Genomic DNA, 20,733 nt, shown 5'->3' on the forward strand with positions numbered 1-20,733 from the left:
ACTGCTCATGGCCCGGCCTGACCGCCACCACTTGTTGCCGTTCCTCAGTTGGCTGCCCCAGCAGACCCGGAGCAGTGTGCGCCGCGACCTGCTGGTGGGCCTGAGTGGCGCGATCCTGGCCTTGCCGCAGTCGATCGCCTATGCCCTTATCGCCGGCCTGCCCGCCGAGTACGGACTGTACGCCGCCATTGTACCGGTGCTGATCGCCTGCCTCTGGGGATCGTCGTGGCACCTGATCTGCGGACCGACTGCGGCGATCTCCATCGTGCTCTATGCCAGCGTCAGCCCCCTGGCCATCAGCGGCAGTGACGACTACATCACCCTGATTCTGCTGCTGACGTTTCTGGGAGGGGTCTTTCAGTGGTTGCTGGGACTGTTGCGCTTCGGCGCGCTGGTCAACTTCGTGTCTCATTCGGTGGTGCTGGGCTTTACCCTCGGCGCCGCCGTGGTCATTGCCCTGGGACAACTGCCGAACCTGATGGGGCTCGACCTGCCCAGCCAGGCCACCGCCCTGAAAACCCTGGAAAGCCTGATGGACCATGCCGGCGAGGTCGATTGGTCTTCACTTGGGCTGGGGCTTGGCACCCTGCTCCTTGGCATTACCCTCAAGCTGCTGCGTCCGCGCTGGCCCGGCCTGTTGATAACCCTGGCCGTCGCCAGTGCGCTGGTGTGGCTGTTACCCGGCGTGTTTGGCCATGTGCTGCTGGTGCCCGGCTTCGTCGGCCAACTCCCCCCCTTGAGCCCATTGCCGCTATGGGACCTGGAGCTGATCCTGCGCCTGCTCCCCAGTGCCGTGGCCGTAGGCATGCTGGGCCTGGTGACCAGCCTGTCGATTGCCCGCTCGTTGTCGTCACGTTCGGAGCAGTTGATCGATGCCAACCAGGAGATCCGTGCCCAGGGCCTGTCGAATATGGTCGGCAGCTTTTTCTCCGGCTACCTGTCCTCAGGTTCCTTCACCCGTTCAGGGCTCAGCTATGACGCCGGCGCCCGCTCGCCACTGGCCGGGGTGTTCTCGGCGCTCTGGGTGGCGTTGTTTGCCGTGGCGGGCGCTGGCCTGATCGCGCACATTCCGATCCCGGCCATGGCCGGCAGCATCCTGCTGATCTGCTGGGGATTGATCGATCACCGGGGCATGCGCGCGCTTTGGCGGGTCAGCCGTTCCGAGTTTCTGGTGATGGCGCTGACTGCGGCGGCGACCTTGCTGCTGGAGTTGCAGACCGCCATCTACGCCGGAGTGCTGGCGTCACTGTTCTTCTACCTCAAGCGCACCTCGCGCCCACGGGTGCAGCAATCACGGGAAGGTGATGCCGACGTGCTGCGGGTAGGGGGGTCGATTTTTTTTGGCGCCAGCCATTACTTGCAAGTGCGCCTGCAGCGCTGCCAAGGTCCTGATGTGATCATCGACGCCCGGCAGATCAACTTCATCGACTATTCCGGGGTCGACATGCTGCACCGTGAGGCCCGGCGCCTGGGCCGGGCAGGAGGCAGCCTGACGCTGCATCGGGCGCGGCCGCAGGTGATCGAGGAACTGCACAAGCTGGAAGGCGCTGCGAACTGTCCGATACGGTTCGAGGGGTGAAACCTTCGCGGGGCAAGCCCGCTCCCATCGTAGGAGCGGGCTTGCCCCGCGATTCAATGACCTAACCCCGCGCCAACTGACGGCGAAGCTCATCCAGCACCGGCCCGGTCTCGGGCCGCACGCCACGCCAGATGAAGAACGCTTCAGCCGCCTGCTCGGCAAGCATGCCCAACCCATCCAGCACCTTGGCCGCCTTGTGTGCGCTGGCCCACTGGCAGAACGGCGTCGGCTCCTTGCCATACATCATGTCGTAGCAAACGGTGACGCCCGGCTCGATCAGGTGGGCGGAAATGGGCGGCAGCTCACCGGCCAGGCTGGCGGAGGTGGCATTGATGATCAGGTCGACAGGCTCCTGCAACCAACTGAAACCACTGGCCGCAACCGGGCCGAGGTCGGCGAACTCTCGGGCGAGTTGCTCGGCCTTTTCCACGGTGCGGTTGGCGATCACCAGCGAAGCCGGGTTATGCGCCAGCAACGGCTCCAGCACCCCGCGAACAGCACCACCGGCGCCCAGCAGCAATATACGCTTGCCTGCGAGCTGCACAGCGGCATTGACGGTCAGGTCACGCACCAGGCCCGCACCGTCGGTGTTGTCGCCTTGCAGGCTGCCGTCGGCCAGTTTGCTCAAGGTGTTCACCGCCCCCGCGCGCTTGGCCCGTGGCGTCAGGCTATCGACCAGGCGGTAGGCTTCTTCCTTGAATGGCACGGTGACATTGGCGCCCAGGCCCTGCTTGAAGAATCCCAGGGCGCACGCGGTGAAGTCATCCAGTGGCGCCAGCAGGGTGTTGTATTCCAGCTGCTGGCCGGTCTGGTCGGCAAACAGCCGGTGAATCAGCGGCGACTTGCTGTGGCCGATCGGGTTGCCAAATACAACGTACTGGTCCATTCACGCGGTTCCTGAGTCGGGGCCGGTCTGGCCGGAAAAGTTATCCACAACGGTATCAGCGAACGGGCTTGGCCTCGCCAATCCAGTCACGATCCTGCAGGAAGTACTCGGTCAGGCGAGCCTCTTGACTGCCCGATGCAGGTTTCCAATCGTACCCCCAACGCACCTGCGGCGGCAGCGACATCAGGATCGACTCGGTGCGGCCACCCGACTGCAGGCCGAACAGCGTGCCGCGGTCGTAGACCAGGTTGAACTCGACATACCGGCCCCGGCGGAACTCCTGGAACTCGCGCTGCTGGGCTGTATAGGCCTGGGCCTTGCGGCGCTGGACGATCGGCAGGTAGGCCTCGATATAGGCATCGCCGATAGCGCGCATGAAGGCGAAGCAGGTGTCGAAGTCCCACTCGTTCAGGTCATCGAAGAACAGGCCACCGATGCCGCGCGGCTCGCCACGGTGCTTGAGGTGGAAGTAGCGGTCGCACCAAGCCTTGTAGCGTGGATAGACGTCCGCACCGAACGGTGCACAAGCGCGCTCGGCCACCTGGTGCCAATGCAGGCAGTCTTCTTCGTTGCCGTAGTAAGGGGTCAGGTCGAAACCGCCACCGAACCACCATACGGCTTCTTCACCTTCTTTCTCGGCGATGAAGAAACGCACGTTGGCGTGGGAAGTTGGCACATGGGGGTTGTGCGGGTGGATCACCAGCGACACACCCAATGCCTCGAATCCACGGCCAGCCAGTTCCGGGCGATGGGCGCTGGCCGACGGTGGCAGGCCGCTGCCAAAGACGTGAGAGAAGTTCACACCGCCTTTTTCGATGATCTTGCCCTCGCCGATCACTCGGGTACGGCCGCCGCCGCCGGCTTCGCGGGTCCACGCGTCTTCGACAAAGCGGGCACCGCCGTCTTCGCTTTCGAGGGCGGCACAAATACGGTCTTGCAAGTCGAGCAGGTAGGCTTTCACGGCCTCGGTGCGGCTAGTCATCAGGTCACCTGGAGCGGGCATGAACAAATTCGGCGCGTAGCATACCACCGGCTGCAGGCGGGCCGCAGTTGACGGCGATCAAGCAAAGGCGTCCGATAGGGGTTTGCGAACCGACAGGAGAGTGCAGATGGCCAAGCGTATCCAGTTCAGCCAGCATGGGGGCCCCGAGGTCCTGCATCTGGTCGATTTCGAACCCGCGACCCCCGGCCCGCAGCAAGTGCGGGTCCGTAACCATGCGATCGGCCTGAACTTCATCGATACCTACTTTCGCAGTGGGCTTTATGCGCCACCGGCGTTGCCATCCGGACTGGGCACCGAAGGCGCCGGGGTGGTCGAAGCCGTGGGCGATCAGGTGACGCGCCTGAAGGTAGGCGATCGCGTGGCCTACGGTGGCGGCCCGCTGGGTGCCTACAGCGAAGTCCATGTGCTGCCCGAGGCCAACCTGGTCAAGCTGCCCGACAGTATCAGCTACGAGCAAGCCGCCGCGGTGATGCTCAAAGGCCTGACCGTGCAGTACCTGCTCAAGCAGACCTACGCCGTGCAGCCTGGCGACACCATTCTGTTCCACGCCGCCGCTGGCGGTGTCGGCTCGCTGGCCTGCCAGTGGGCCAAGGCCCTGGGCGCCAGGCTGATCGGCACCGTCAGCAGCGCCGAAAAAGCCGAGCGCGCCAAGGCGCTGGGGGCCTGGGCAACCATCGACTACAGCCGTGAAGATGTAGCGCAGCGGGTACTGGAACTGACCGATGGCAAGAAGTGCTCGGTGGTGTACGACGGCGTCGGCCAGGACACCTGGCTGACCTCCCTCGACTGTCTGGCACCACGGGGTTTGATGGTCAGCTTCGGCAATGCCTCGGGCGCGGTGAGCGGCGTCAACCTGGGGATTCTGGCGCAGAAAGGGTCGCTGTATGTCACCCGCCCGACCCTGGCCTCCTATGCCAACAACGCGGCCAACACCCAGGTGATGGCCGATGATTTGTTCGCAATGATCGCCAGCGGCAAGGTGACAGTGGATATCCAGCAGCGCTATGCGCTGAGTGACGCGGCCAAGGCGCAGACCGAGTTGTCGGCCCGGCGTACGGTGGGGTCTACAGTGTTGTTGCCTTGAATTGATCGCGAGGCAAGCCTGCTCTACAGCGCCTGGAGCAGGCTTGCCCCGCGATGGTCTTACCGCCTCAACCGGCCCGAACGATATCGCCGGTCACCAGGTCGCGAATCACACTTGGATTGCGCCGCCCGCCGAGGGCGCCGCCCAGCACCAGGTCCAACTGGCCGCGGAAATACTGCTCCACCCGCAGCCGGGTACGCGCCGCTGGCCGCCCTTGAGGGTTGGCCGAGGTCGACACCAATGGCCCGACCAGCGCACACAGGTCACGCACCACCGGATGGTCGCTGACCCGCAGGGCCACGGTGTCATGCACCCCGGTGATCCACTCCGGCAACATGTTCTGGTGCGGTACCAGCCAGGTATTGGGCCCAGGCCAGGTGCTGCCCATGCGGTCGAGCCAGATTTCCGGGAAGTCGTCGAACAAGAAGTCGAACTGGCGGATGTTATCGGCGATCAGGATCAGCCCCTTGTCGACCGAGCGAGACTTGATCGCCAGCAGACGGTCCACGGCTTCTTCGTTCCACGGGTCACAGCCCAGGCCCCAGACCGCCTCGGTTGGGTAGGCAATTACCGCACCGGCTCGAATTTCACGCGCAGCTTGTTGCACACGCCAGTTGCTCACCATTGATATCACTCCGCGTAAAGGCTGACGAGCAGTGTACTTAGGCAGGCCGGGCAAACCAACGTCCAGCTTCATTACAGACTCGGCCAGCCACCTCAAGCTCGGTCAACGCCGCCAGCACCCTGGGCAACGGCCAGCCGCTGCTATTGGCAAGCGCTTCGCAGGTTTGCGGTGCCGCCAGCAGCAGTTCCTCCAGAACATGGCGCGTACCGGTCGTTTCACCACCGATTGCAGGCGGTAAGCGCTGCCAGCCCTGCAGGGTTTCCATGATCTGTTCGACGCTTTCGACCAGCAACGCACCATCGCGAATCAACTGGTGGCAACCCTTGGCCCCCGGATGGTGAATCGACCCCGGAATGGCGTACACCTCACGGCCCTGCTCGGCTGCCAGCCGCGCAGTGATCAGCGAACCACTGGCCAGGCTTGCCTCGACCACCAGCACGCCCAACGACAGCCCACTGATGATGCGATTGCGCCTGGGGAAATTGCCCGCCACCGGCCCCGCATCCAGGGGAAACTCCGAAACCACCGCGCTGCCGCGCTCGATCATCGCCGTGGCAAGGGCCCGGTGACGTTGTGGATAAAATTTCTGCAAGCCGGTGCCCAGCACCCCGATAGTGTGCCCTTCGACATCCAGCGCCGCCTGGTGGGCAGCACCATCGACGCCCAGGGCCAGGCCGCTGGTGATGACAAAACCACCCCGCGCCAGGCGGCGGGAAAAGGCGGCAGCGGTATCCAGTGCAGGTCGTGACGCACGGCGACTGCCGATGATCGCCAGCTGTGGTTTCTCCAACAGGGCAGGGTCGCCGGCCACGAACAACAGCGGCGGGGCTGCATCCACTTCGGCCAGCAAGGCGGGATAGGCAGGGTCGTCCCACATCAGCAAATGCTGGTCGCGCCGCTCTAGCCAGGCCAATGCAGCCGCAGCGCCCTCGCGCACTTGCGGGCTGCGGCGCGATTCGGTGCTGGCCGCTGGAATACCCAGCGAATACCAGGCACCCGCCGGCGCGCTCAGCGCTGCCGAGGCACTGCCAAAGGCTTGAATGAGGACGTTGAAGCGATGCGGACCGAGTGCCGGCATCCGGTGCAGGCGCAAACGCGCCTCGAGTTCGGCGGGCGAACAGCCCGGGGAAGGTAACTGCGCCATGACGATCATCCTTGATCGAGGGAGAATCCACACCTTGCACAAGCTGTGGATAACTCTGTTGATAATACTTTGACAACCGGTTGAAGGATCTCCCTGAGCGGCAGCCTTTCAGGCTTGTCGAAACAGGGCTGCGGTTGTCTTGAAACACCTTAGCCGACCTTTGCCAGGTGCCGAATCCGGCGAATCCCTTTATTATGTGTGTTCATGTTTGTATTTCATCGCACAGTGCAGCTCATACGCTTATGGCCATTCTGAACATTCTCGAATTCCCGGACCCGCGCCTTCGTACCCTCGCCAAACCGGTGACGGAAGTCGACGACAGCATCCGCCAGTTGGTCGATGACATGTTTGAAACCATGTACGAAGCCCCTGGCATTGGCCTTGCCGCGACCCAGGTCAACGTACACAAGCGTGTCGTGGTCATGGACCTGAGCGAAGATCGCAGCGCGCCACGGGTGTTCATCAACCCCGAGCTCGAAACGCTGACCGACGACATGGACCAGTACCAGGAAGGCTGCCTGTCGGTGCCGGGTTTCTACGAGAATGTCGATCGCCCGGTACGGGTCAAGATCAAGGCGCTGGACCGCGACGGCAAACCGTTCGAGGAAATCGCCGAAGGCCTGCTGGCCGTCTGCATCCAACACGAATGCGATCACCTGAACGGCAAACTGTTCGTTGATTACCTGTCGACGCTCAAACGCGACCGCATCAAGAAAAAGCTGGAAAAGCAGCATCGCCAGCAAGCTTGATCCCCTCTTCCAGAAGGCTTGCTCCGGCAAGCCTTTTTCTTTTTAAGCGAGAACTCCATGCGCATTGTCTTCGCAGGCACCCCAGAGTTTGCCGCCGAACACCTCAAGGCCCTGATCGACAGCCCCTATGACGTGGTGGCGGTCTACACCCAACCGGATCGTCCGGCCGGTCGCGGGCAAAAACTGATGCCCAGCGCCGTCAAGCAACTGGCTGTGGATAACGGCATCCAGGTGCTGCAACCGCCGACCCTGCGCAATGCCGAGGCGCAAGCCGAACTCGCCGCGCTCAAGCCCGACCTCATGGTGGTGGTCGCCTACGGCCTGATCCTGCCGCAGGCCGTCCTGGATATCCCGCGCCTGGGTTGCATCAACAGCCACGCCTCCTTGCTGCCTCGCTGGCGCGGTGCCGCGCCAATCCAGCGCGCCGTCGAAGCCGGCGACAGCGAGAGCGGTGTGACCGTGATGCGCATGGAAGCAGGCCTGGACACCGGCCCGATGCTGCTGAAGGTGACCACGCCCATCAGCGCCACCGATACCGGGGGCAGCCTGCACGACCGCCTGGCCGAAATGGGCCCACCCGCCGTGCTGCAGGCCATTGCTGGCCTGGCCGCCGGCACGCTGCGAGGCGAGGTGCAGGACGACAGCCTGGCCACCTATGCACACAAGCTGAACAAGGACGAAGCCCGCCTGGACTGGAGCCGCCCGGCCGTTGCGCTGGAGCGCCTGATCCGTGCCTTCAACCCCTGGCCGATCTGCCACAGCACCTTGGCCGGTGAAGCCGTGAAAGTCCTGGCCGCCACGTTATCCACAGGCACGGGCCAACCGGGCGAAATCCTCGGCGCCAGCAAGGACGGACTGATCGTCGCCTGCGGTGAACAGGCCCTGTGCCTGACCCGCCTGCAACTGCCCGGCGGCAAGGCGCTGAACTTCAGCGACCTGTTCAACAGCCGCCGCGAAAAATTCGCCACCGGCACGGTGCTCGGCCAATGAACCCACGTCTGGCGGCCGCCCGCGCCCTGGCGGCAGTGCTGAGCGGCAAAGCATCGCTGAACAGCTCACTGCCTGCGCAACTGGACAAGGTCGACGTACGAGACCGCGGTCTGACCCAGGACCTGGCATTCGGCACTGCACGCTGGCAACCACGGCTGTCGGCCCTGGCCGAGCGCCTGCTGCAAAAGCCCTTCAAGAAGGCCGATGCCGATGTCGAGGCGCTGTTGCTGGTAGGCCTGTATCAACTGCTGTACACCCGCATTCCGGCCCATGCCGCCCTGGGTGAAACCGTGGGCTGTGCCGACAAGCTGAAAAAGCCCTGGGCCAAGGCCTTGCTCAATGCCGTGCTGCGCCGCGCACAACGCGAGAGCAGCGACATTCTCGCCGAGCTCGAACGCGATCCAGTGGTGCGCACCGCCCACCCGCGCTGGCTGCAGAAATCGCTCAAGGCCTTCTGGCCCGAGCAATGGGAAACCATCTGTGCCGCCAACAACGCGCACCCGCCGATGATCCTGCGGGTCAACCGTCGTCATCACAGCCGTGATGCCTACCTGCAGCTGCTGAGCGAGGCAGGCATCGAAGCCACGCCGTGCCAGTTCAGCGTCGATGGCTTTGTGCTCGCCCAGGCCTGTGACGTACGCAGCCTGCCCGGTTTCGATCAGGGCTGGATCAGCGTCCAGGACGAAGCCGCGCAACTGGCCGCCGACCTGCTTGATCTCGCCCCCGGCCAGCGCGTGCTCGATGCCTGCTGTGCCCCAGGCGGCAAGACCTGTCACCTGCTCGAAGCCCAGGCCGGTCTCGATGCTGTGGTTGCCATCGACCTGGAAGCCAAGCGCCTGGTCCGTGTGCGGGAAAACCTCGACCGCCTGGGGCTGGATGCCCAGCTGATTGCCTGTGACGCCCGCGACACCGCCAGTTGGTGGGACGGCAAGGGTTTCCAGCGCATCCTGCTCGATGCGCCGTGCTCGGCCACGGGTGTGATTCGCCGTCACCCGGACATCAAGATGACCCGCCAGGCCGACGATATTCCGGCCTTGGCCAGCCTTCAGGGCGAGCTGCTCGACGCCTTGTGGCCAACCCTGGAGGTCGGCGGCATCCTGCTCTACGCCACCTGTTCGACCCTGCCGACTGAAAACACCGAAGTCATCGAGGCGTTCCTCGCCCGCACCCCCGGCGCTCGCGAGCTGGACCTGGCGACCCAGGCCGGCCTGCGTCAGCCCCATGGCCGCCAGTTGCTGGCCCAGGAAGGCGGACACGACGGCTTCTACTATGCCAAGCTGATCAAAATCGCCGCCGCGCGCGGATAAATAGAGAAGGGAAGAGCGGATGAAGATCATCATCCTGGGCGCAGGGCAGGTCGGCGGTACGCTGGCCGAGCACCTGGCCAGCGAAGCCAACGACATCACCGTGGTCGACACCGATGGCGAGCGCCTGCGCGACCTCGGCGACCGCCTGGACATTCGTACCGTCCAGGGCCGCGCCTCGTTCCCGACCGTACTGCGCCAGGCCGGCGCCGATGACGCCGACATGCTGGTGGCGGTGACCAACAGCGACGAAACCAACATGGTCGCCTGCCAGGTCGCCTACACCCTGTTCCACACCCCGACCAAGATCGCCCGGGTGCGGGAGTCGGCCTACCTGACGCGTGCGGGCCTGTTCGACAACGAAGCCATCCCGGTCGACGTGCTGATCAGCCCGGAGCAGGTGGTGACCCACTACATCAAGCGCCTCATCGAGCACCCCGGTGCCCTGCAGGTGATCGACTTCGCCGACGGCAAGGCTCAGTTGGTAGCGGTCAAGGCCTACTACGGCGGCCCGCTGGTGGGCCAGCAATTGCGCCAGATCCGCGAGCACATGCCCAACGTCGACACCCGGGTGGCAGCAATCTTCCGCCGTGACCGGCCGATCCTGCCCCAGGGCGACACCGTGATCGAGGCCGATGACGAGGTCTTCTTCATCGCCGCCAAGGCCCATATCCGTGCAGTGATGGGCGAGCTGCGCCGCATCGATGAAACCAACAAGCGCGTGGTCATCGCCGGAGGCGGGCAGATTGGTGAGCGCCTGGCCGAGGCCATCGAAAGCCGTTACCAGGTGAAGATCATCGAGATGAACCCGGCCCGCTGCCGCTACCTCTCCGACACCCTGGACAGCACCGTGGTCCTGCAAGGCAGCGCCTCGGACCGCGACCTGATGCTTGAAGAGAACATCGCCGAGGCCGACATCTTCCTGGCCCTGACCAACGACGACGAGGCCAACATCATGTCCTCGCTATTGGCCAAGCGCCTGGGGGCGCGCAAGGTGATGACCATCATCAACAACCCGGCCTATGTCGACCTGGTGCAAGGCGGCGATATCGACATCGCCATCAGCCCGCAACTGGCGACCATTGGCACCTTGCTGGCCCACGTGCGCCGCGGCGACATCGTCAGCGTTCACTCGCTGCGGCGCGGCGCGGCGGAAGCCATCGAGGCCATCGCCCACGGCGACTCCAAATCGAGCAAGGTGATCGGCAAGGCCATCGAAGACATCGCCCTGCCGCCCGGCACCACCATCGGCGCGATCATTCGTGACGAAGAAGTGCTTATCGCCCACGACGATACCGTGATCGAGGCGGGCGACCATGTGATCCTCTTCGTTGTGGATAAAAAGTACATCCGTGACGTCGAGAAGCTGTTCCATGTAGGGTTGAGCTTCTTCTGAAGGAGCAGGACATGCGCGAATCACTGGAAAAAATGCTGGCCAAGGGTGTGGATAACGCCCTGTTGCGCTTCGGGTTGGGCAAAGCCTGGCTGGATGAAGGCAATGGTGCCGAGGCCGCCGTTCACCTGCAGCGCTGCGTCGAGTTTGATCCGAAGTATTCGGCGGCGTGGAAGCTGCTGGGCAAGGCCCATCAACTGCACGGTGACCCGGAAGCGGCGCGGCGGGCTTGGCAGCAAGGGCTGGAGGCGGCCCAGGCTCATGGTGACAAGCAGGCCGAGAAAGAGATGACTGTGTTTCTCAAGAAACTGGATAAAGCCGGTTAAGTGATCGCGGGGCCAGCCCGCTCCTACAGTGTAAGAGCGGGCTGGCCCCGCGACAGCGACTTCAATACCAGCGCGCCTCCCCAGGCGGACGCTTCTTGAAGCGCTTCATGCTCCACATGTACTGGCTCGGGTACTGGCTCACATAGCGCTCGACCACCTTGCTCATGGCTGCAGCCGAGGTCTCGGTGTCTTCGCTGTACATCGCTTCGGGTGCCGCTTCCAGGATCACCTTGAACCCGGAACCATCCGGCAGGCGCAGGGCATGCAGGAACACCCCAACCGCCTTGCCGCCCGCCAGCATGTTGGGCACGAACTTGCTGGTCAGCGCCCTGGTAGCGAAGAACGGCACGAAGACCCCAGCCGACTCGGCCGGCTCGGGGTCGGCGGGAATGCCCACCTGACCGCCTTTGCGCACTTCCTTGATGATGCTCAGGATGCCTTCCTTGGTCGATGCCGCCACGCGGTTGCCCAGTTGCACGCGCTGTTCGCGCAACAGGTCATCGACCGCCTTGAGCTTGGGTGGGCGGTAGAAAATGATCGGTTTGCACTGGTTGCAATAGAAGTGATTGAGCACTTCCCAGTTACCCAGGTGGCTGGTGATGCCGACCACGCCCTTGCCCGACGCCAGCGCGGCGTGCAGGACTTCCAGGCCTTCGACTTCGCGAACCAGGTCGATCGAGCGTTGGGCCGGCCAGATCCAGGCACAGGCACTTTCGGTAAACGACTTGCCGATGTCCATCAGGGTACGGCCCACCAGTTTTTCGCGTTCTACCGGGTCCATCGCTGGAAAACACTTGGCCAGGTTGATGCGTACCACGTTGCGCGAACTGTTCGGCACCTTCCACATGATCCAGCCGATCGCTGCACCGACCCGCTGCACCGCACCCCATGGGAGCTTGGCAAACAACCGCAACGCCCCGACCATCAAGGCGCCTTTGAATTTATCCACAGGCTGGTTCCTCTTTCTGCAAGCCGGCCATTGTACCCCTCAGCGCAGCAGCGCGGCGTAGCGATCACAGTCGCTGGTGTGATCCATGACCATGCCGGTGGCCTGCATGAAGGCGTAGCAGATGGTCGGGCCGACAAAGGTGAAGCCGGCTTTCTGCAGGGCCTTGCTCATGGCCTTGGCTTCGTCGGTAACGGCCGGCACATCACTGCGCTGGGTGAAATGATTGATTTTCGGTGAGCCGCCAACGAACGACCACAACCATTCGCCCGGGTTTTCCAGCTCAAGCCAGGCGCGGGCATTGCGCCGCGCGGCATTGAGCTTGAGGCGATTGCGGATGATGCCCGGGTCGAGCATGCGCTCTTCGATTTCCTCGTCGCTCATTTGCGCCAGGCGCTGTGGGTCGAATCCGAACAGCACCTGACGGTAGCGCTCGCGCTTTTTCAGCACGGTGATCCACGACAGCCCGGCCTGGAAGCCTTCGAGCAGCAGCATCTCGAACAGCTGCGTCGGGTCGCGCTGGGGCGTGCCCCACTCCTTATCGTGGTAAGCCAGATAAAGCGGATCGTCGGTACACCAAAAGCAGCGTGGCATAAGGCTCCAAGGGTAGAGGCCTGCGCGAATCGGGTTATACTCCCGCTCTTTATATTCGCAGCCCTAGAAACAGGTGAATTTCGTGAGCCAGCCTACGCCAGCCGTGCGTACCTTCCAAGACCTGATCCTCGCCCTGCAGAACTACTGGGCCGAGCAAGGTTGTGTGGTACTTCAGCCCTACGATATGGAAGTAGGCGCCGGCACTTTCCATACCGCCACTTTCCTGCGCGCCGTCGGCCCGGAAACCTGGAACGCCGCCTATGTGCAGCCTAGCCGTCGCCCTGCCGATGGCCGTTATGGTGAAAACCCCAACCGCCTGCAGCACTACTACCAGTTCCAGGTGGTGCTCAAGCCGAACCCGGCGAACTTCCAGGAACTGTACCTGGGCTCGCTCAAGGCCATCGGCCTCGACCCACTGGTTCATGACATCCGCTTCGTCGAAGACAACTGGGAATCGCCAACCCTCGGCGCCTGGGGTCTGGGTTGGGAAATCTGGCTCAACGGCATGGAAGTCACCCAGTTCACCTACTTCCAGCAAGTGGGCGGCATTGAATGCATGCCAGTCACCGGTGAAATCACCTATGGCCTGGAGCGCCTGGCCATGTACCTGCAGGGCGTCGACTCGGTCTACGACCTGATCTGGACCGACGGCCCTTTCGGCAAGGTGACCTACGGCGACGTGTTCCACCAGAACGAAGTGGAGCAGTCGACCTACAACTTCGAGCACGCCAACGTCGAGAAGCTGTTCGAGCTGTTCGATTTCTATGAAAGCGAAGCCAACCGCCTGATCGAACTGGAACTGCCGCTGCCGACCTATGAAATGGTGCTCAAGGCCTCGCACACCTTCAACCTGCTGGACGCCCGCCGCGCCATTTCGGTAACCGAGCGCCAGCGTTACATCCTGCGTGTACGGACCCTGGCCCGGGCCGTGGCACAAAGCTACCTGCAAGCCCGCGCCAAGCTGGGCTTCCCGATGGCGTCCCCTGAATTGCGTGATGAAGCGTTGGCCAAGCTGGAGGCTGCACAATGAGTGCTCAAGATTTCCTGGTAGAACTGGGCACCGAAGAACTGCCTCCCAAGGCCCTCAGCAGCCTCGGTGATGCCTTCCTCGCCGGTATCGAGAAAGGCCTGCAGGCCGCTGGCCTGAACTACACCGCCAAGCACGTGTACGCAGCCCCCCGCCGTCTGGCCGTGCTGATCCGTCAGCTCGACACCCAGCAGCCGGACCGCAGCGTCAACCTCGACGGCCCGCCACGCCAGGCGGCCTTCGACGCCGAAGGCAACCCGACCCAGGCGGCCCTGGGCTTTGCCAAGAAATGCGGCGTCGAGCTGGACGAAATCGACCAGAGCGGCCCGAAGCTGCGCTTCTCCCAGCACATTCCGGGCAAGGCGACTGCCAGCCTGTTGCCGACCATCGTCGAGGACTCGCTCAACGACCTGCCGATCCCTAAACGCATGCGTTGGGGTGCGCGCAAGGAAGAGTTCGTGCGTCCGACCCAGTGGCTGGTGATGCTGCTCGGTGACAACGTCATCGACTGCACCATCCTCGCCCAGAAGGCTGGCCGCGACTCGCGCGGCCACCGCTTCCATCACCCGGAAGACGTGCGCATCAGCGCCCCGGCGAACTACCTCGAAGACCTGCGCAGCGCCTATGTGCTGGCAGATTTCGCCGAGCGGCGCGAAATCATCAGCAAGCGTACCGCCGAACTGGCGATGCAGCAGGAAGGCACCGCCATCGTGCCGCCAGCACTGCTCGATGAAGTGACCGCCTTGGTCGAATGGCCGGTACCGCTGGTGTGCTCGTTCGAAGAGCGTTTCCTCGAAGTGCCGCAGGAAGCACTGATCACCACCATGCAGGACAACCAGAAGTACTTCTGCCTGCTGGATGCCGACGGCAAGCTGCTGCCACGCTTCATCACCGTCGCCAACGTTGAAAGCCGCGATCCGAAGCAGATCGTCGAAGGTAACGAGAAGGTGGTACGCCCACGTCTGACCGACGCCGAGTTCTTCTTCAAGCAAGACAAGAAGCAGCCGCTGGAAGCCTTCAACGAACGCCTCAAGAACGTGGTGTTCCAGGCTCAACTGGGCAGCGTCTACGACAAGGCCGAGCGTGTTGCCAAGCTGGCAGCCTTCATCGCCCAGCGCATCGGCGGCGACGCCCAGCGCGCCTCCCGTGCCGGCCTGCTGTCCAAGTGCGACCTGGCCACCGAGATGGTCGGCGAGTTCCCGGAAATGCAGGGCGTTGCCGGCTACTACTACGCCCTCAACGACGGTGAGCCGCAAGACGTCGCCCTGGCCCTGAACGAGCAATACATGCCGCGCGGCGCCGGTGCCGAATTGCCATCGACCCTGACGGGCGCGGCAGTGGCCATCGCCGACAAGCTCGACACCCTGGTCGGTATTTTCGGTATCGGCATGCTGCCTACCGGCAGTAAAGACCCCTACGCCCTGCGCCGCGCCGCGCTGGGCGTGCTGCGTATCCTGATCGAGAAGCAGCTGGACCTGAACCTGAACGAAGCGGTGGAGTTCGCCGTTGCCCAGTTCGGCGCCAAGGTCAAAGCTGCCGGCCTGGCCGACCAGGTGCTGGAATTCGTCTTTGACCGCCTGCGTGCGCGTTATGAAGATGAAGGCATCGACGTTGCCACCTACCTGTCGGTGCGCGCACTCAAGCCGGGTTCTGCACTGGACTTCGACCAGCGCGTACAGGCCGTGCAAGCCTTCCGTCAGTTGCCTGAAGCGGCTGCCCTGGCAGCAGTGAACAAGCGTGTATCGAACCTGCTGAGCAAGGCCGAAGGCACGGTTGCCGCCACGGTCGAGCCCAAGTACTTCGACAATGCCAACGAGTTCTCTCTGTACTCGGCCATCCAGCAGGCCGACCAAGCTGTGCAGCCTATGGCCGCCGCCCGTCAGTACAGCGAGTCGCTGGCACGCCTGGCAGCCCTACGTGAGCCGGTAGACGCCTTCTTCGAGGCGGTGATGGTCAACGCCGACGACGCCAATGTACGGGCCAACCGTTATGCCTTGCTCAGCCGCTTGCGCGGTCTGTTCCTGGGCGTGGCCGACATTTCGTTGCTGGGGTAAGTCTTGAAGCTGCTGATTCTCGATCGGGACGGTGTGATCAACCAGGACTCCGACGCCTACATCAAGTCGCTGGACGAGTGGATACCGATCCCTGGTTCCATCGAGGCAATTGCGCAGTTGAGCAAGGCTGGCTGGACGGTGGCGGTGGCCACCAACCAGTCCGGCATCGCTCGCGGCTACTACCCACTGGCCACCCTCGACGCCATGCATGCACGCCTGCGTGCATTGGTGGCCGAGCAGGGTGGTGAAGTCGGCCTGATTATCCATTGCCCCCATGGCCCGGATGACGGCTGCGATTGCCGCAAACCCAAGCCCGGCATGCTGCGCACTATCGCCGCGCACTACCAGGCAGATCTGGCCGGTGTATGGTTTGTCGGTGACAGTAAGGGTGACCTGGAGGCCGCTTTGGCCGTCGATGCTCAACCGATTCTGGTAAAAACCGGAAAAGGCGAGAAGACCCTGAGCAAGGGCATTCCAGAGAACACGCTGATTTTCGATGATCTGGCAGCCATCGCCAGAGAACTTATCCACAAATAGCGCGCCTGCAAACCAGGCGCACTTTTACTAGGCGGGCAAGCCCGCAACGGTACATGCCGCTATGTCGATCCTGCAGGCGATCAGAATTTTTCTTTTTTACCTGCTGCTGGGCACCAGCTCCCTGCTGTGGTGCACCCTGAGCTTTTTCATCGCGCCGTTTCTGCCTTTCAGCGCACGCTATCGCTTCATCAACGTCTACTGGTGCCGCTTTGCACTGGTGCTGGCGCGGGTGTTTCTCAACATCAAGGTCAAGGTCAGCGGGGCTGAGAACATTCCCAAGACTCCCTGCGTGATTCTGTCCAATCACCAGAGCACCTGGGAGACCTTCTTCCTCTCCGCCTATTTCTCGCCCCTGAGCCAGGTGCTCAAGCGCGAATTGCTGTATGTACCGTTCTTCGGCTGGGCCATGGCTATGCTGCGGCCGATTGCCATCGACCGCGACAACCCCAAGGCGGCCCTCAAGCAGGTCGCCAGCGAAGGCGACAAGCTGCTCAAGGACGGCGTCTGGGTGTTGATCTTCCCGGAGGGTACTCGCGTGCCCTTCGGCCAGATCGGCAAGTTCTCCCGCGGCGGTACAGCCCTTGCTGTGAATGCCGGCTTGCCGGTGCTGCCAATTGCGCACAACGCCGGCAAGTTCTGGCCCAAGCAGGGCTGGGGCAAGCGCGCTGGCACCATCGAGGTAGTGATTGGCGAGCCCATGTATGCCGAAGGCACAGGTCCTCGGGCTATCGCCGCCCTCAATGACCGTGCAGCCGCCTGGAACGAGCAAACCCAACGCGACCTGGGTTCGTTGCCGGCAGCCGCACCAAACACCGCTGAAGGCGTTGCCTGACGTTCTGTGGATAACGTGTGTACAGTATTTGGATTTCTTGCCAAAAAACTCGCTAAGCCATTAATTTAAATACTTATTTTTCTGTATGACTGTTTTCTGAAAATCGTGCATAAGTTTTCTCTCGGCATAAAAAAACCGGCGCTTACGCCGGTTTTTTTGTACCCGTGGAAACCTCAGACCTTGTCGATATCCACATCGCGGGTTTCTTTCAGGCAGAACAGCCCCACCACCAGGCTCACCCCCGTGATCAATACCGGGTACCACAGCCCATAGAAGATATCGCCGGTGTAGACCACCAGGGCGAACGACACCGTGGGCAGGAAGCCGCCGAACCAGCCGTTACCAATGTGATAGGGCAGCGACATCGAGGTGTAGCGGATGCGCGTCGGGAACAGCTCGACCATCACCGCCGCCAACGGACCATAGGTCATGGTCGCGATCAGGATCATCGCCACGATCAGTACCACCACCATAGTTTCGTTGACGGCAGCAGGATCGGCCTTGGCCGGGTAGCCCGCCTTCTCGATGGCTGCACGCAGTGCCGCCTCATCGAAACCATTGATGCGCTGGTCACCGACCGTCACTACCACTTCGCTGCCAGTGGCAACCGACTCGGAGCTGTACGGGAGGCCTTGCTTGACCAGGAAGGTCTTGACCTTGTCGCAAGGGCTGTCAAAGCGCGCCTTGCCCACCGGGTCGAACTGGAAGGTGCAGCCTTGTGGATCGGCCATGACCACGATCGGTGCCTGGCGGCTGGCGGCATCGATCTGCGGGTTGGCGTAATGACTCAGGGCCTTGAACAGCGGGAAGTAGAGCAGGGTGGCCAACAACAGGCCAAGCATCAGGATCGGCTTGCGCCCGATCCGGTCCGACAACCAGCCGAAGAACACGAAGAACGGGGCACCGATTACCACGCTGATGATCAACAGCGTATTGGCCTGGGCGGGGTCCATCTTGAGCATCTGGGTGAGGAAGAACAGCACGTAGAACTGCGCGGTGTAAAAGGTGACCGCTTGCCCCGCGTTGATACTGAACAGCGCCGTGAGCACCACCTTGAGGTTGGCCCACGAGCCGAAGGACTCACGGATCGGCGCTTTGCTTGCCTTGCCCTGGGCCTTCATTTTCACGAAGGCAGGCGACTCGTGCATGCTCATGCGGATCCAGGTCGAGATCGCCAGCAGCACGATCGAGAGCAAGAACGGCAGGCGCCAGCCCCAGACTTCGAACTGATCTCCACTGATGTAGCGGCTGCCCAGAACGACCAGCAGTGACAACAACAAACCGAGGGTGGCCGTGGACTGGATGAAACCGGTGTGAAAGCCACGCTTGCCCGGTGGCGCATGCTCGGCCACGTAGGTCGCCGCACCACCATATTCACCACCCAGGGCCAGCCCCTGGAGCATGCGCAGAATCACCAGAATGATCGGCGCGGCAATACCGATGCTGGCGTAAGTAGGCAGCAGGCCGACCGCGAAGGTCGACAGGCCCATCAGCACGATGGTCACCAGAAAGGTGTATTTGCGCCCGATCATGTCACCCAGGCGCCCGAACACCAGTGCGCCGAACGGGCGCACCAGAAAACCGGCGGCAAAGGCCATCAAGGCAAAGATAAAGGCAGTGGTGTCGTTCACGCCGGCAAAGAACTGCTTGCTGATGACCGCCGCCAGTGCCCCATAGAGAAAAAAGTCATACCACTCGAACACTGTCCCGAGGGATGACGCGAAAATGATCTTGCGCTCTTCACGCCGACTGTTGCTGGCCGTCGTCGCGCCCTGCTCCTGAATGTAATCCGACATCGTTGCTGTCCTCGGCCTGAAGGCCCCAGTGATTATTCTTGTTGTTCCACTGTCGACGCTGGCAGACCGCGTCCGGCGTCGTTACTGCTACGCACCCTGGTCAGGGCGTCGGTATTGCGCTTTCTTCGTCGATTCGGGTTGTGGATAACGTCCCCCGTGTAATCAGTTGCGCCGCCTTCTCGGCAATCATCAACGTGGGTGAGCAGGTATTGCCGGAAACAATCTGCGGCATGATCGAGGCGTCGGCGATGCGCAGCCCCGGCACGCCATGCACGCGCAGTTGGTCATCGACCACACCCAGTGGCCCGTTGCCCATGCGGCAGGTACCCACTGGATGAAAAATGGTGGTGCCGATCTGGCCGGCGGCCTCGTGCAGTTGCTCTTCACTCTGCAGATCTGGCCCGGGCAAATATTCCTTCGGGCTGAACGCGGCCAGGGCAGGGGCCTGGACGATCTTGCGGGTGATGCGGATGGCCTGGGCGGCTACGCGCAGGTCCTCAGTGTCACTGAGGTAGTTGGGGTCGATCAGCGGGGCATCGTCCGGGTTGGCCGAGCGGATATCGATACGCCCGCGGCTGGCCGGGCGCAGGTTGCACACCGAGGCGGTGAAGGCCGGAAAGTGATGCAACGGCTCGCCGAAACGCTCCAGTGACAGCGGCTGGACATGGTACTGGAGGTTGGCTGACGCCTGCTCTGGCCCTGAACGTACAAACGCCCCAAGCTGACTGGGTGCCATGGCCAGCGGGCCGCTGCGGTCGTACAGGTAGCGCAGGCCCATACCCAGCTTGCCCCAGGTGCTATTGGCAACTTGATTGAGGGTGCGCGCCTGGCTGACCTGATAGATCAGGCGCAGCTGCAGGTGGTCTTGCAGGTTGCCGCCGACACCGGGTAACTCATGACGGACGGCGATCCCCAGGCTTTCGAGCAAACCACGCGGGCCGATGCCCGAGCGCTGCAGGATGCCTGGCGACCCCACAGATCCCGCGCACAGGATGATTTCCCGGCGGGCACTGAAGTGTTGCCAGTTACCCTGCCAGCGTGCCCGCACCGCCGAAGCGCGACCGTTGTCGAGGATCACCTGATCCACCAGCACATCGGTCAGGACGGTCAGATTGGGTCGCTTGAGTACCGGCCGCAAGAATGCCTTGGCCGAGTTCCAGCGAATGCCGGAACGCTGGTTGACCTGAAAGTATCCACAGCCCTGGTTATCGCCGCCATTGAAGTCGTCCACGGTATCGATTCCGCTCTGTGCCGCGGCTTCGCGAAAGGCATCGAGAATGGCCCAGGAATAGCGTTGCTGTTCAACCCGCCACTCGCCCTCGTTGCCGTGGACCTCACTGGCCCCGCCAAAATGGTTCTCACTGGCCTTGAACAAGGGCAAGACATCTTTCCAGGCCCAGCCGGCATTGCCTTGCTCGGCCCAACGGTCGTAGTCACCGGCCTGGCCACGCATGTAGATCATGCCGTTGATGGAAGAGCAGCCACCGAGCACCTTGCCCCGTGGATACCCCAGGGCTCGCCCGTTGAGGCCGGGCTGGGCTTCGGTCTTGAAGCACCAATCGGTGCGGGGATTACCGATGCAATAGAGGTAACCCACCGGTATGTGAATCCAGGGATAGTTGTCGCGACCGCCCGCTTCGAGCAGCAACACCCGGCAGCCCGGGTCGGCGGACAAACGATTGGCCAGCAGGCATCCGGCTGGGCCGGCACCCACGACCACATAGTCGTAGACAGGATCGGCTGATGGCATGGGCAACCTCGCGCCTGATTATTATTCTTGTCCCCACCCATGTTATTGATTAATTTCGAGATGAAAACGTTAGATTTCACTCAAGTGCTGTGCGTTTTAGAACAACGTCTCGTG

19 protein-coding genes are annotated in these 20,733 nt (G+C 62.7%); 11 read left to right on the plus strand and 8 right to left on the minus strand.

Annotated elements, in window-relative coordinates; genetic code table 11:
* Nucleotides 1-7 precede the first annotated feature (7 nt).
* Nucleotides 8-1,579 carry a SulP family inorganic anion transporter gene (locus ABVN19_RS22415; protein WP_028942600.1) on the plus strand — a complete coding sequence of 524 codons (1,572 nt, stop codon included), beginning with the start codon at nt 8-10 and terminating at the stop codon, nt 1,577-1,579.
* 61 nt (nt 1,580-1,640) lie between these two features.
* On the opposite strand, the gene aroE is transcribed toward ABVN19_RS22415, so the two are convergent.
* Both aroE and hemF read right to left on the minus strand, forming a co-directional pair.
* Nucleotides 1,641-2,465, minus strand: a complete 825-nt coding sequence (gene aroE / locus ABVN19_RS22420; RefSeq protein WP_105641129.1) for a shikimate dehydrogenase — start codon at nt 2,463-2,465, stop codon at nt 1,641-1,643.
* A gap of 55 nt (nt 2,466-2,520) precedes the next feature.
* Nucleotides 2,521-3,447: an oxygen-dependent coproporphyrinogen oxidase gene (gene hemF / locus ABVN19_RS22425; RefSeq protein WP_028942598.1), complete on the minus strand. Its 927-nt coding sequence runs from the start codon at nt 3,445-3,447 to the stop codon at nt 2,521-2,523.
* Between the two features lie 127 nt (nt 3,448-3,574).
* Here hemF and ABVN19_RS22430 point away from each other — a divergent pair, with 127 nt between their 5' ends.
* Nucleotides 3,575-4,552: an NADPH:quinone reductase gene (locus ABVN19_RS22430; protein ID WP_105641128.1), complete on the plus strand. Its 978-nt coding sequence runs from the start codon at nt 3,575-3,577 to the stop codon at nt 4,550-4,552.
* 67 nt (nt 4,553-4,619) lie between these two features.
* Here ABVN19_RS22430 and ABVN19_RS22435 read toward each other — a convergent pair whose 3' ends face one another.
* Both ABVN19_RS22435 and dprA read right to left on the minus strand, forming a co-directional pair.
* Nucleotides 4,620-5,177 carry a Sua5/YciO/YrdC/YwlC family protein gene (locus tag ABVN19_RS22435; protein ID WP_028942596.1) on the minus strand — a complete coding sequence of 186 codons (558 nt, stop codon included), beginning with the start codon at nt 5,175-5,177 and terminating at the stop codon, nt 4,620-4,622.
* Nucleotides 5,178-5,214: 37 nt separating this feature from the next.
* A complete protein-coding gene (gene dprA / locus ABVN19_RS22440; RefSeq protein WP_028942595.1) occupies nt 5,215-6,321 on the minus strand; it encodes a DNA-processing protein DprA in 1,107 nt (368 codons plus the stop codon).
* Between the two features lie 242 nt (nt 6,322-6,563).
* On the opposite strand from dprA, the gene def reads away from it, so the two are divergent.
* From def to ABVN19_RS22465, 5 genes are read left to right on the plus strand one after another with little or no spacing between them, the layout of a single operon-like run.
* Entirely contained in the window at nt 6,564-7,070 is a 507-nt protein-coding gene (gene def, locus ABVN19_RS22445) for a peptide deformylase (protein WP_028942594.1), read from the plus strand.
* Between the two features lie 57 nt (nt 7,071-7,127).
* Nucleotides 7,128-8,060 carry a methionyl-tRNA formyltransferase gene (fmt, locus tag ABVN19_RS22450; protein ID WP_028942593.1) on the plus strand — a complete coding sequence of 311 codons (933 nt, stop codon included), beginning with the start codon at nt 7,128-7,130 and terminating at the stop codon, nt 8,058-8,060.
* A complete protein-coding gene (gene rsmB / locus ABVN19_RS22455; protein WP_105641127.1) occupies nt 8,057-9,367 on the plus strand; it encodes a 16S rRNA (cytosine(967)-C(5))-methyltransferase RsmB in 1,311 nt (436 codons plus the stop codon). Before fmt ends, rsmB begins: the two co-directional genes overlap by 4 nt.
* A gap of 19 nt (nt 9,368-9,386) precedes the next feature.
* A complete protein-coding gene (trkA, locus tag ABVN19_RS22460; protein ID WP_028942591.1) occupies nt 9,387-10,760 on the plus strand; it encodes a Trk system potassium transporter TrkA in 1,374 nt (457 codons plus the stop codon).
* A gap of 11 nt (nt 10,761-10,771) precedes the next feature.
* Entirely contained in the window at nt 10,772-11,083 is a 312-nt protein-coding gene (locus ABVN19_RS22465) for a tetratricopeptide repeat protein (protein ID WP_028942590.1), read from the plus strand.
* A 61-nt stretch (nt 11,084-11,144) separates the two neighbouring features.
* Here ABVN19_RS22465 and ABVN19_RS22470 read toward each other — a convergent pair whose 3' ends face one another.
* Both ABVN19_RS22470 and ABVN19_RS22475 read right to left on the minus strand, forming a co-directional pair.
* A complete protein-coding gene (locus ABVN19_RS22470; RefSeq protein WP_028942589.1) occupies nt 11,145-12,032 on the minus strand; it encodes a lysophospholipid acyltransferase in 888 nt (295 codons plus the stop codon).
* Nucleotides 12,033-12,071: 39 nt separating this feature from the next.
* Nucleotides 12,072-12,623, minus strand: a complete 552-nt coding sequence (locus ABVN19_RS22475; RefSeq protein WP_028942588.1) for a DNA-3-methyladenine glycosylase I — start codon at nt 12,621-12,623, stop codon at nt 12,072-12,074.
* Between the two features lie 82 nt (nt 12,624-12,705).
* On the opposite strand from ABVN19_RS22475, the gene glyQ reads away from it, so the two are divergent.
* From glyQ to ABVN19_RS22495, 4 genes are all read left to right on the plus strand, one after another.
* Nucleotides 12,706-13,653, plus strand: a complete 948-nt coding sequence (gene glyQ / locus ABVN19_RS22480; RefSeq protein WP_028942587.1) for a glycine--tRNA ligase subunit alpha — start codon at nt 12,706-12,708, stop codon at nt 13,651-13,653.
* Entirely contained in the window at nt 13,650-15,704 is a 2,055-nt protein-coding gene (glyS, locus tag ABVN19_RS22485) for a glycine--tRNA ligase subunit beta (protein WP_028942586.1), read from the plus strand. The genes glyQ and glyS overlap by 4 nt, the downstream gene beginning before the upstream one ends.
* A gap of 3 nt (nt 15,705-15,707) precedes the next feature.
* Nucleotides 15,708-16,241, plus strand: coding sequence for a D-glycero-beta-D-manno-heptose 1,7-bisphosphate 7-phosphatase (gene gmhB, locus ABVN19_RS22490; protein WP_028942585.1), 534 nt, complete (start codon nt 15,708-15,710; stop codon nt 16,239-16,241).
* 61 nt (nt 16,242-16,302) lie between these two features.
* Nucleotides 16,303-17,073, plus strand: coding sequence for a lysophospholipid acyltransferase family protein (locus ABVN19_RS22495; RefSeq protein ID WP_028942584.1), 771 nt, complete (start codon nt 16,303-16,305; stop codon nt 17,071-17,073).
* 173 nt (nt 17,074-17,246) lie between these two features.
* On the opposite strand, the gene ABVN19_RS22500 is transcribed toward ABVN19_RS22495, so the two are convergent.
* Both ABVN19_RS22500 and ABVN19_RS22505 read right to left on the minus strand, forming a co-directional pair.
* The gene (locus tag ABVN19_RS22500; RefSeq protein ID WP_028942583.1) at nt 17,247-18,869 is read right to left on the minus strand and encodes an MFS transporter; all 1,623 of its coding nucleotides are present in this window, start codon (nt 18,867-18,869) and stop codon (nt 17,247-17,249) included.
* Between the two features lie 100 nt (nt 18,870-18,969).
* Nucleotides 18,970-20,619, minus strand: a complete 1,650-nt coding sequence (locus tag ABVN19_RS22505) for a GMC family oxidoreductase N-terminal domain-containing protein (protein ID WP_105641126.1) — start codon at nt 20,617-20,619, stop codon at nt 18,970-18,972.
* Nucleotides 20,620-20,733: the final 114 nt, after the last annotated feature.

The organism is Pseudomonas vranovensis (genome assembly GCF_040438935.1).
GTDB lineage: Bacteria > Pseudomonadota > Gammaproteobacteria > Pseudomonadales > Pseudomonadaceae > Aquipseudomonas > Aquipseudomonas vranovensis.

Excerpts from the sequence above, each read along its gene's own strand:
- ABVN19_RS22465 (WP_028942590.1), top strand. The coding sequence starts at position 10,772 with ATGCGCGAATCACTGGAAAAAATGCTGGCCAAGGGTGTGGATAACGCC.
- def (WP_028942594.1), top strand. The coding sequence starts at position 6,564 with ATGGCCATTCTGAACATTCTCGAATTCCCGGACCCGCGCCTTCGTACC.
- hemF (WP_028942598.1), bottom strand. The coding sequence starts at position 3,447 with ATGACTAGCCGCACCGAGGCCGTGAAAGCCTACCTGCTCGACTTGCAA.
- ABVN19_RS22435 (WP_028942596.1), bottom strand. The coding sequence starts at position 5,177 with ATGGTGAGCAACTGGCGTGTGCAACAAGCTGCGCGTGAAATTCGAGCC.
- dprA (WP_028942595.1), bottom strand. The coding sequence starts at position 6,321 with ATGGCGCAGTTACCTTCCCCGGGCTGTTCGCCCGCCGAACTCGAGGCG.
- ABVN19_RS22415 (WP_028942600.1), top strand. The coding sequence starts at position 8 with ATGGCCCGGCCTGACCGCCACCACTTGTTGCCGTTCCTCAGTTGGCTG.
- fmt (WP_028942593.1), top strand. The coding sequence starts at position 7,128 with ATGCGCATTGTCTTCGCAGGCACCCCAGAGTTTGCCGCCGAACACCTC.
- rsmB (WP_105641127.1), top strand. The coding sequence starts at position 8,057 with ATGAACCCACGTCTGGCGGCCGCCCGCGCCCTGGCGGCAGTGCTGAGC.
- ABVN19_RS22475 (WP_028942588.1), bottom strand. The coding sequence starts at position 12,623 with ATGCCACGCTGCTTTTGGTGTACCGACGATCCGCTTTATCTGGCTTAC.
- glyS (WP_028942586.1), top strand. The coding sequence starts at position 13,650 with ATGAGTGCTCAAGATTTCCTGGTAGAACTGGGCACCGAAGAACTGCCT.
- ABVN19_RS22500 (WP_028942583.1), bottom strand. The coding sequence starts at position 18,869 with ATGTCGGATTACATTCAGGAGCAGGGCGCGACGACGGCCAGCAACAGT.
- ABVN19_RS22505 (WP_105641126.1), bottom strand. The coding sequence starts at position 20,619 with ATGCCATCAGCCGATCCTGTCTACGACTATGTGGTCGTGGGTGCCGGC.
- aroE (WP_105641129.1), bottom strand. The coding sequence starts at position 2,465 with ATGGACCAGTACGTTGTATTTGGCAACCCGATCGGCCACAGCAAGTCG.
- trkA (WP_028942591.1), top strand. The coding sequence starts at position 9,387 with ATGAAGATCATCATCCTGGGCGCAGGGCAGGTCGGCGGTACGCTGGCC.
- ABVN19_RS22495 (WP_028942584.1), top strand. The coding sequence starts at position 16,303 with ATGTCGATCCTGCAGGCGATCAGAATTTTTCTTTTTTACCTGCTGCTG.
- ABVN19_RS22430 (WP_105641128.1), top strand. The coding sequence starts at position 3,575 with ATGGCCAAGCGTATCCAGTTCAGCCAGCATGGGGGCCCCGAGGTCCTG.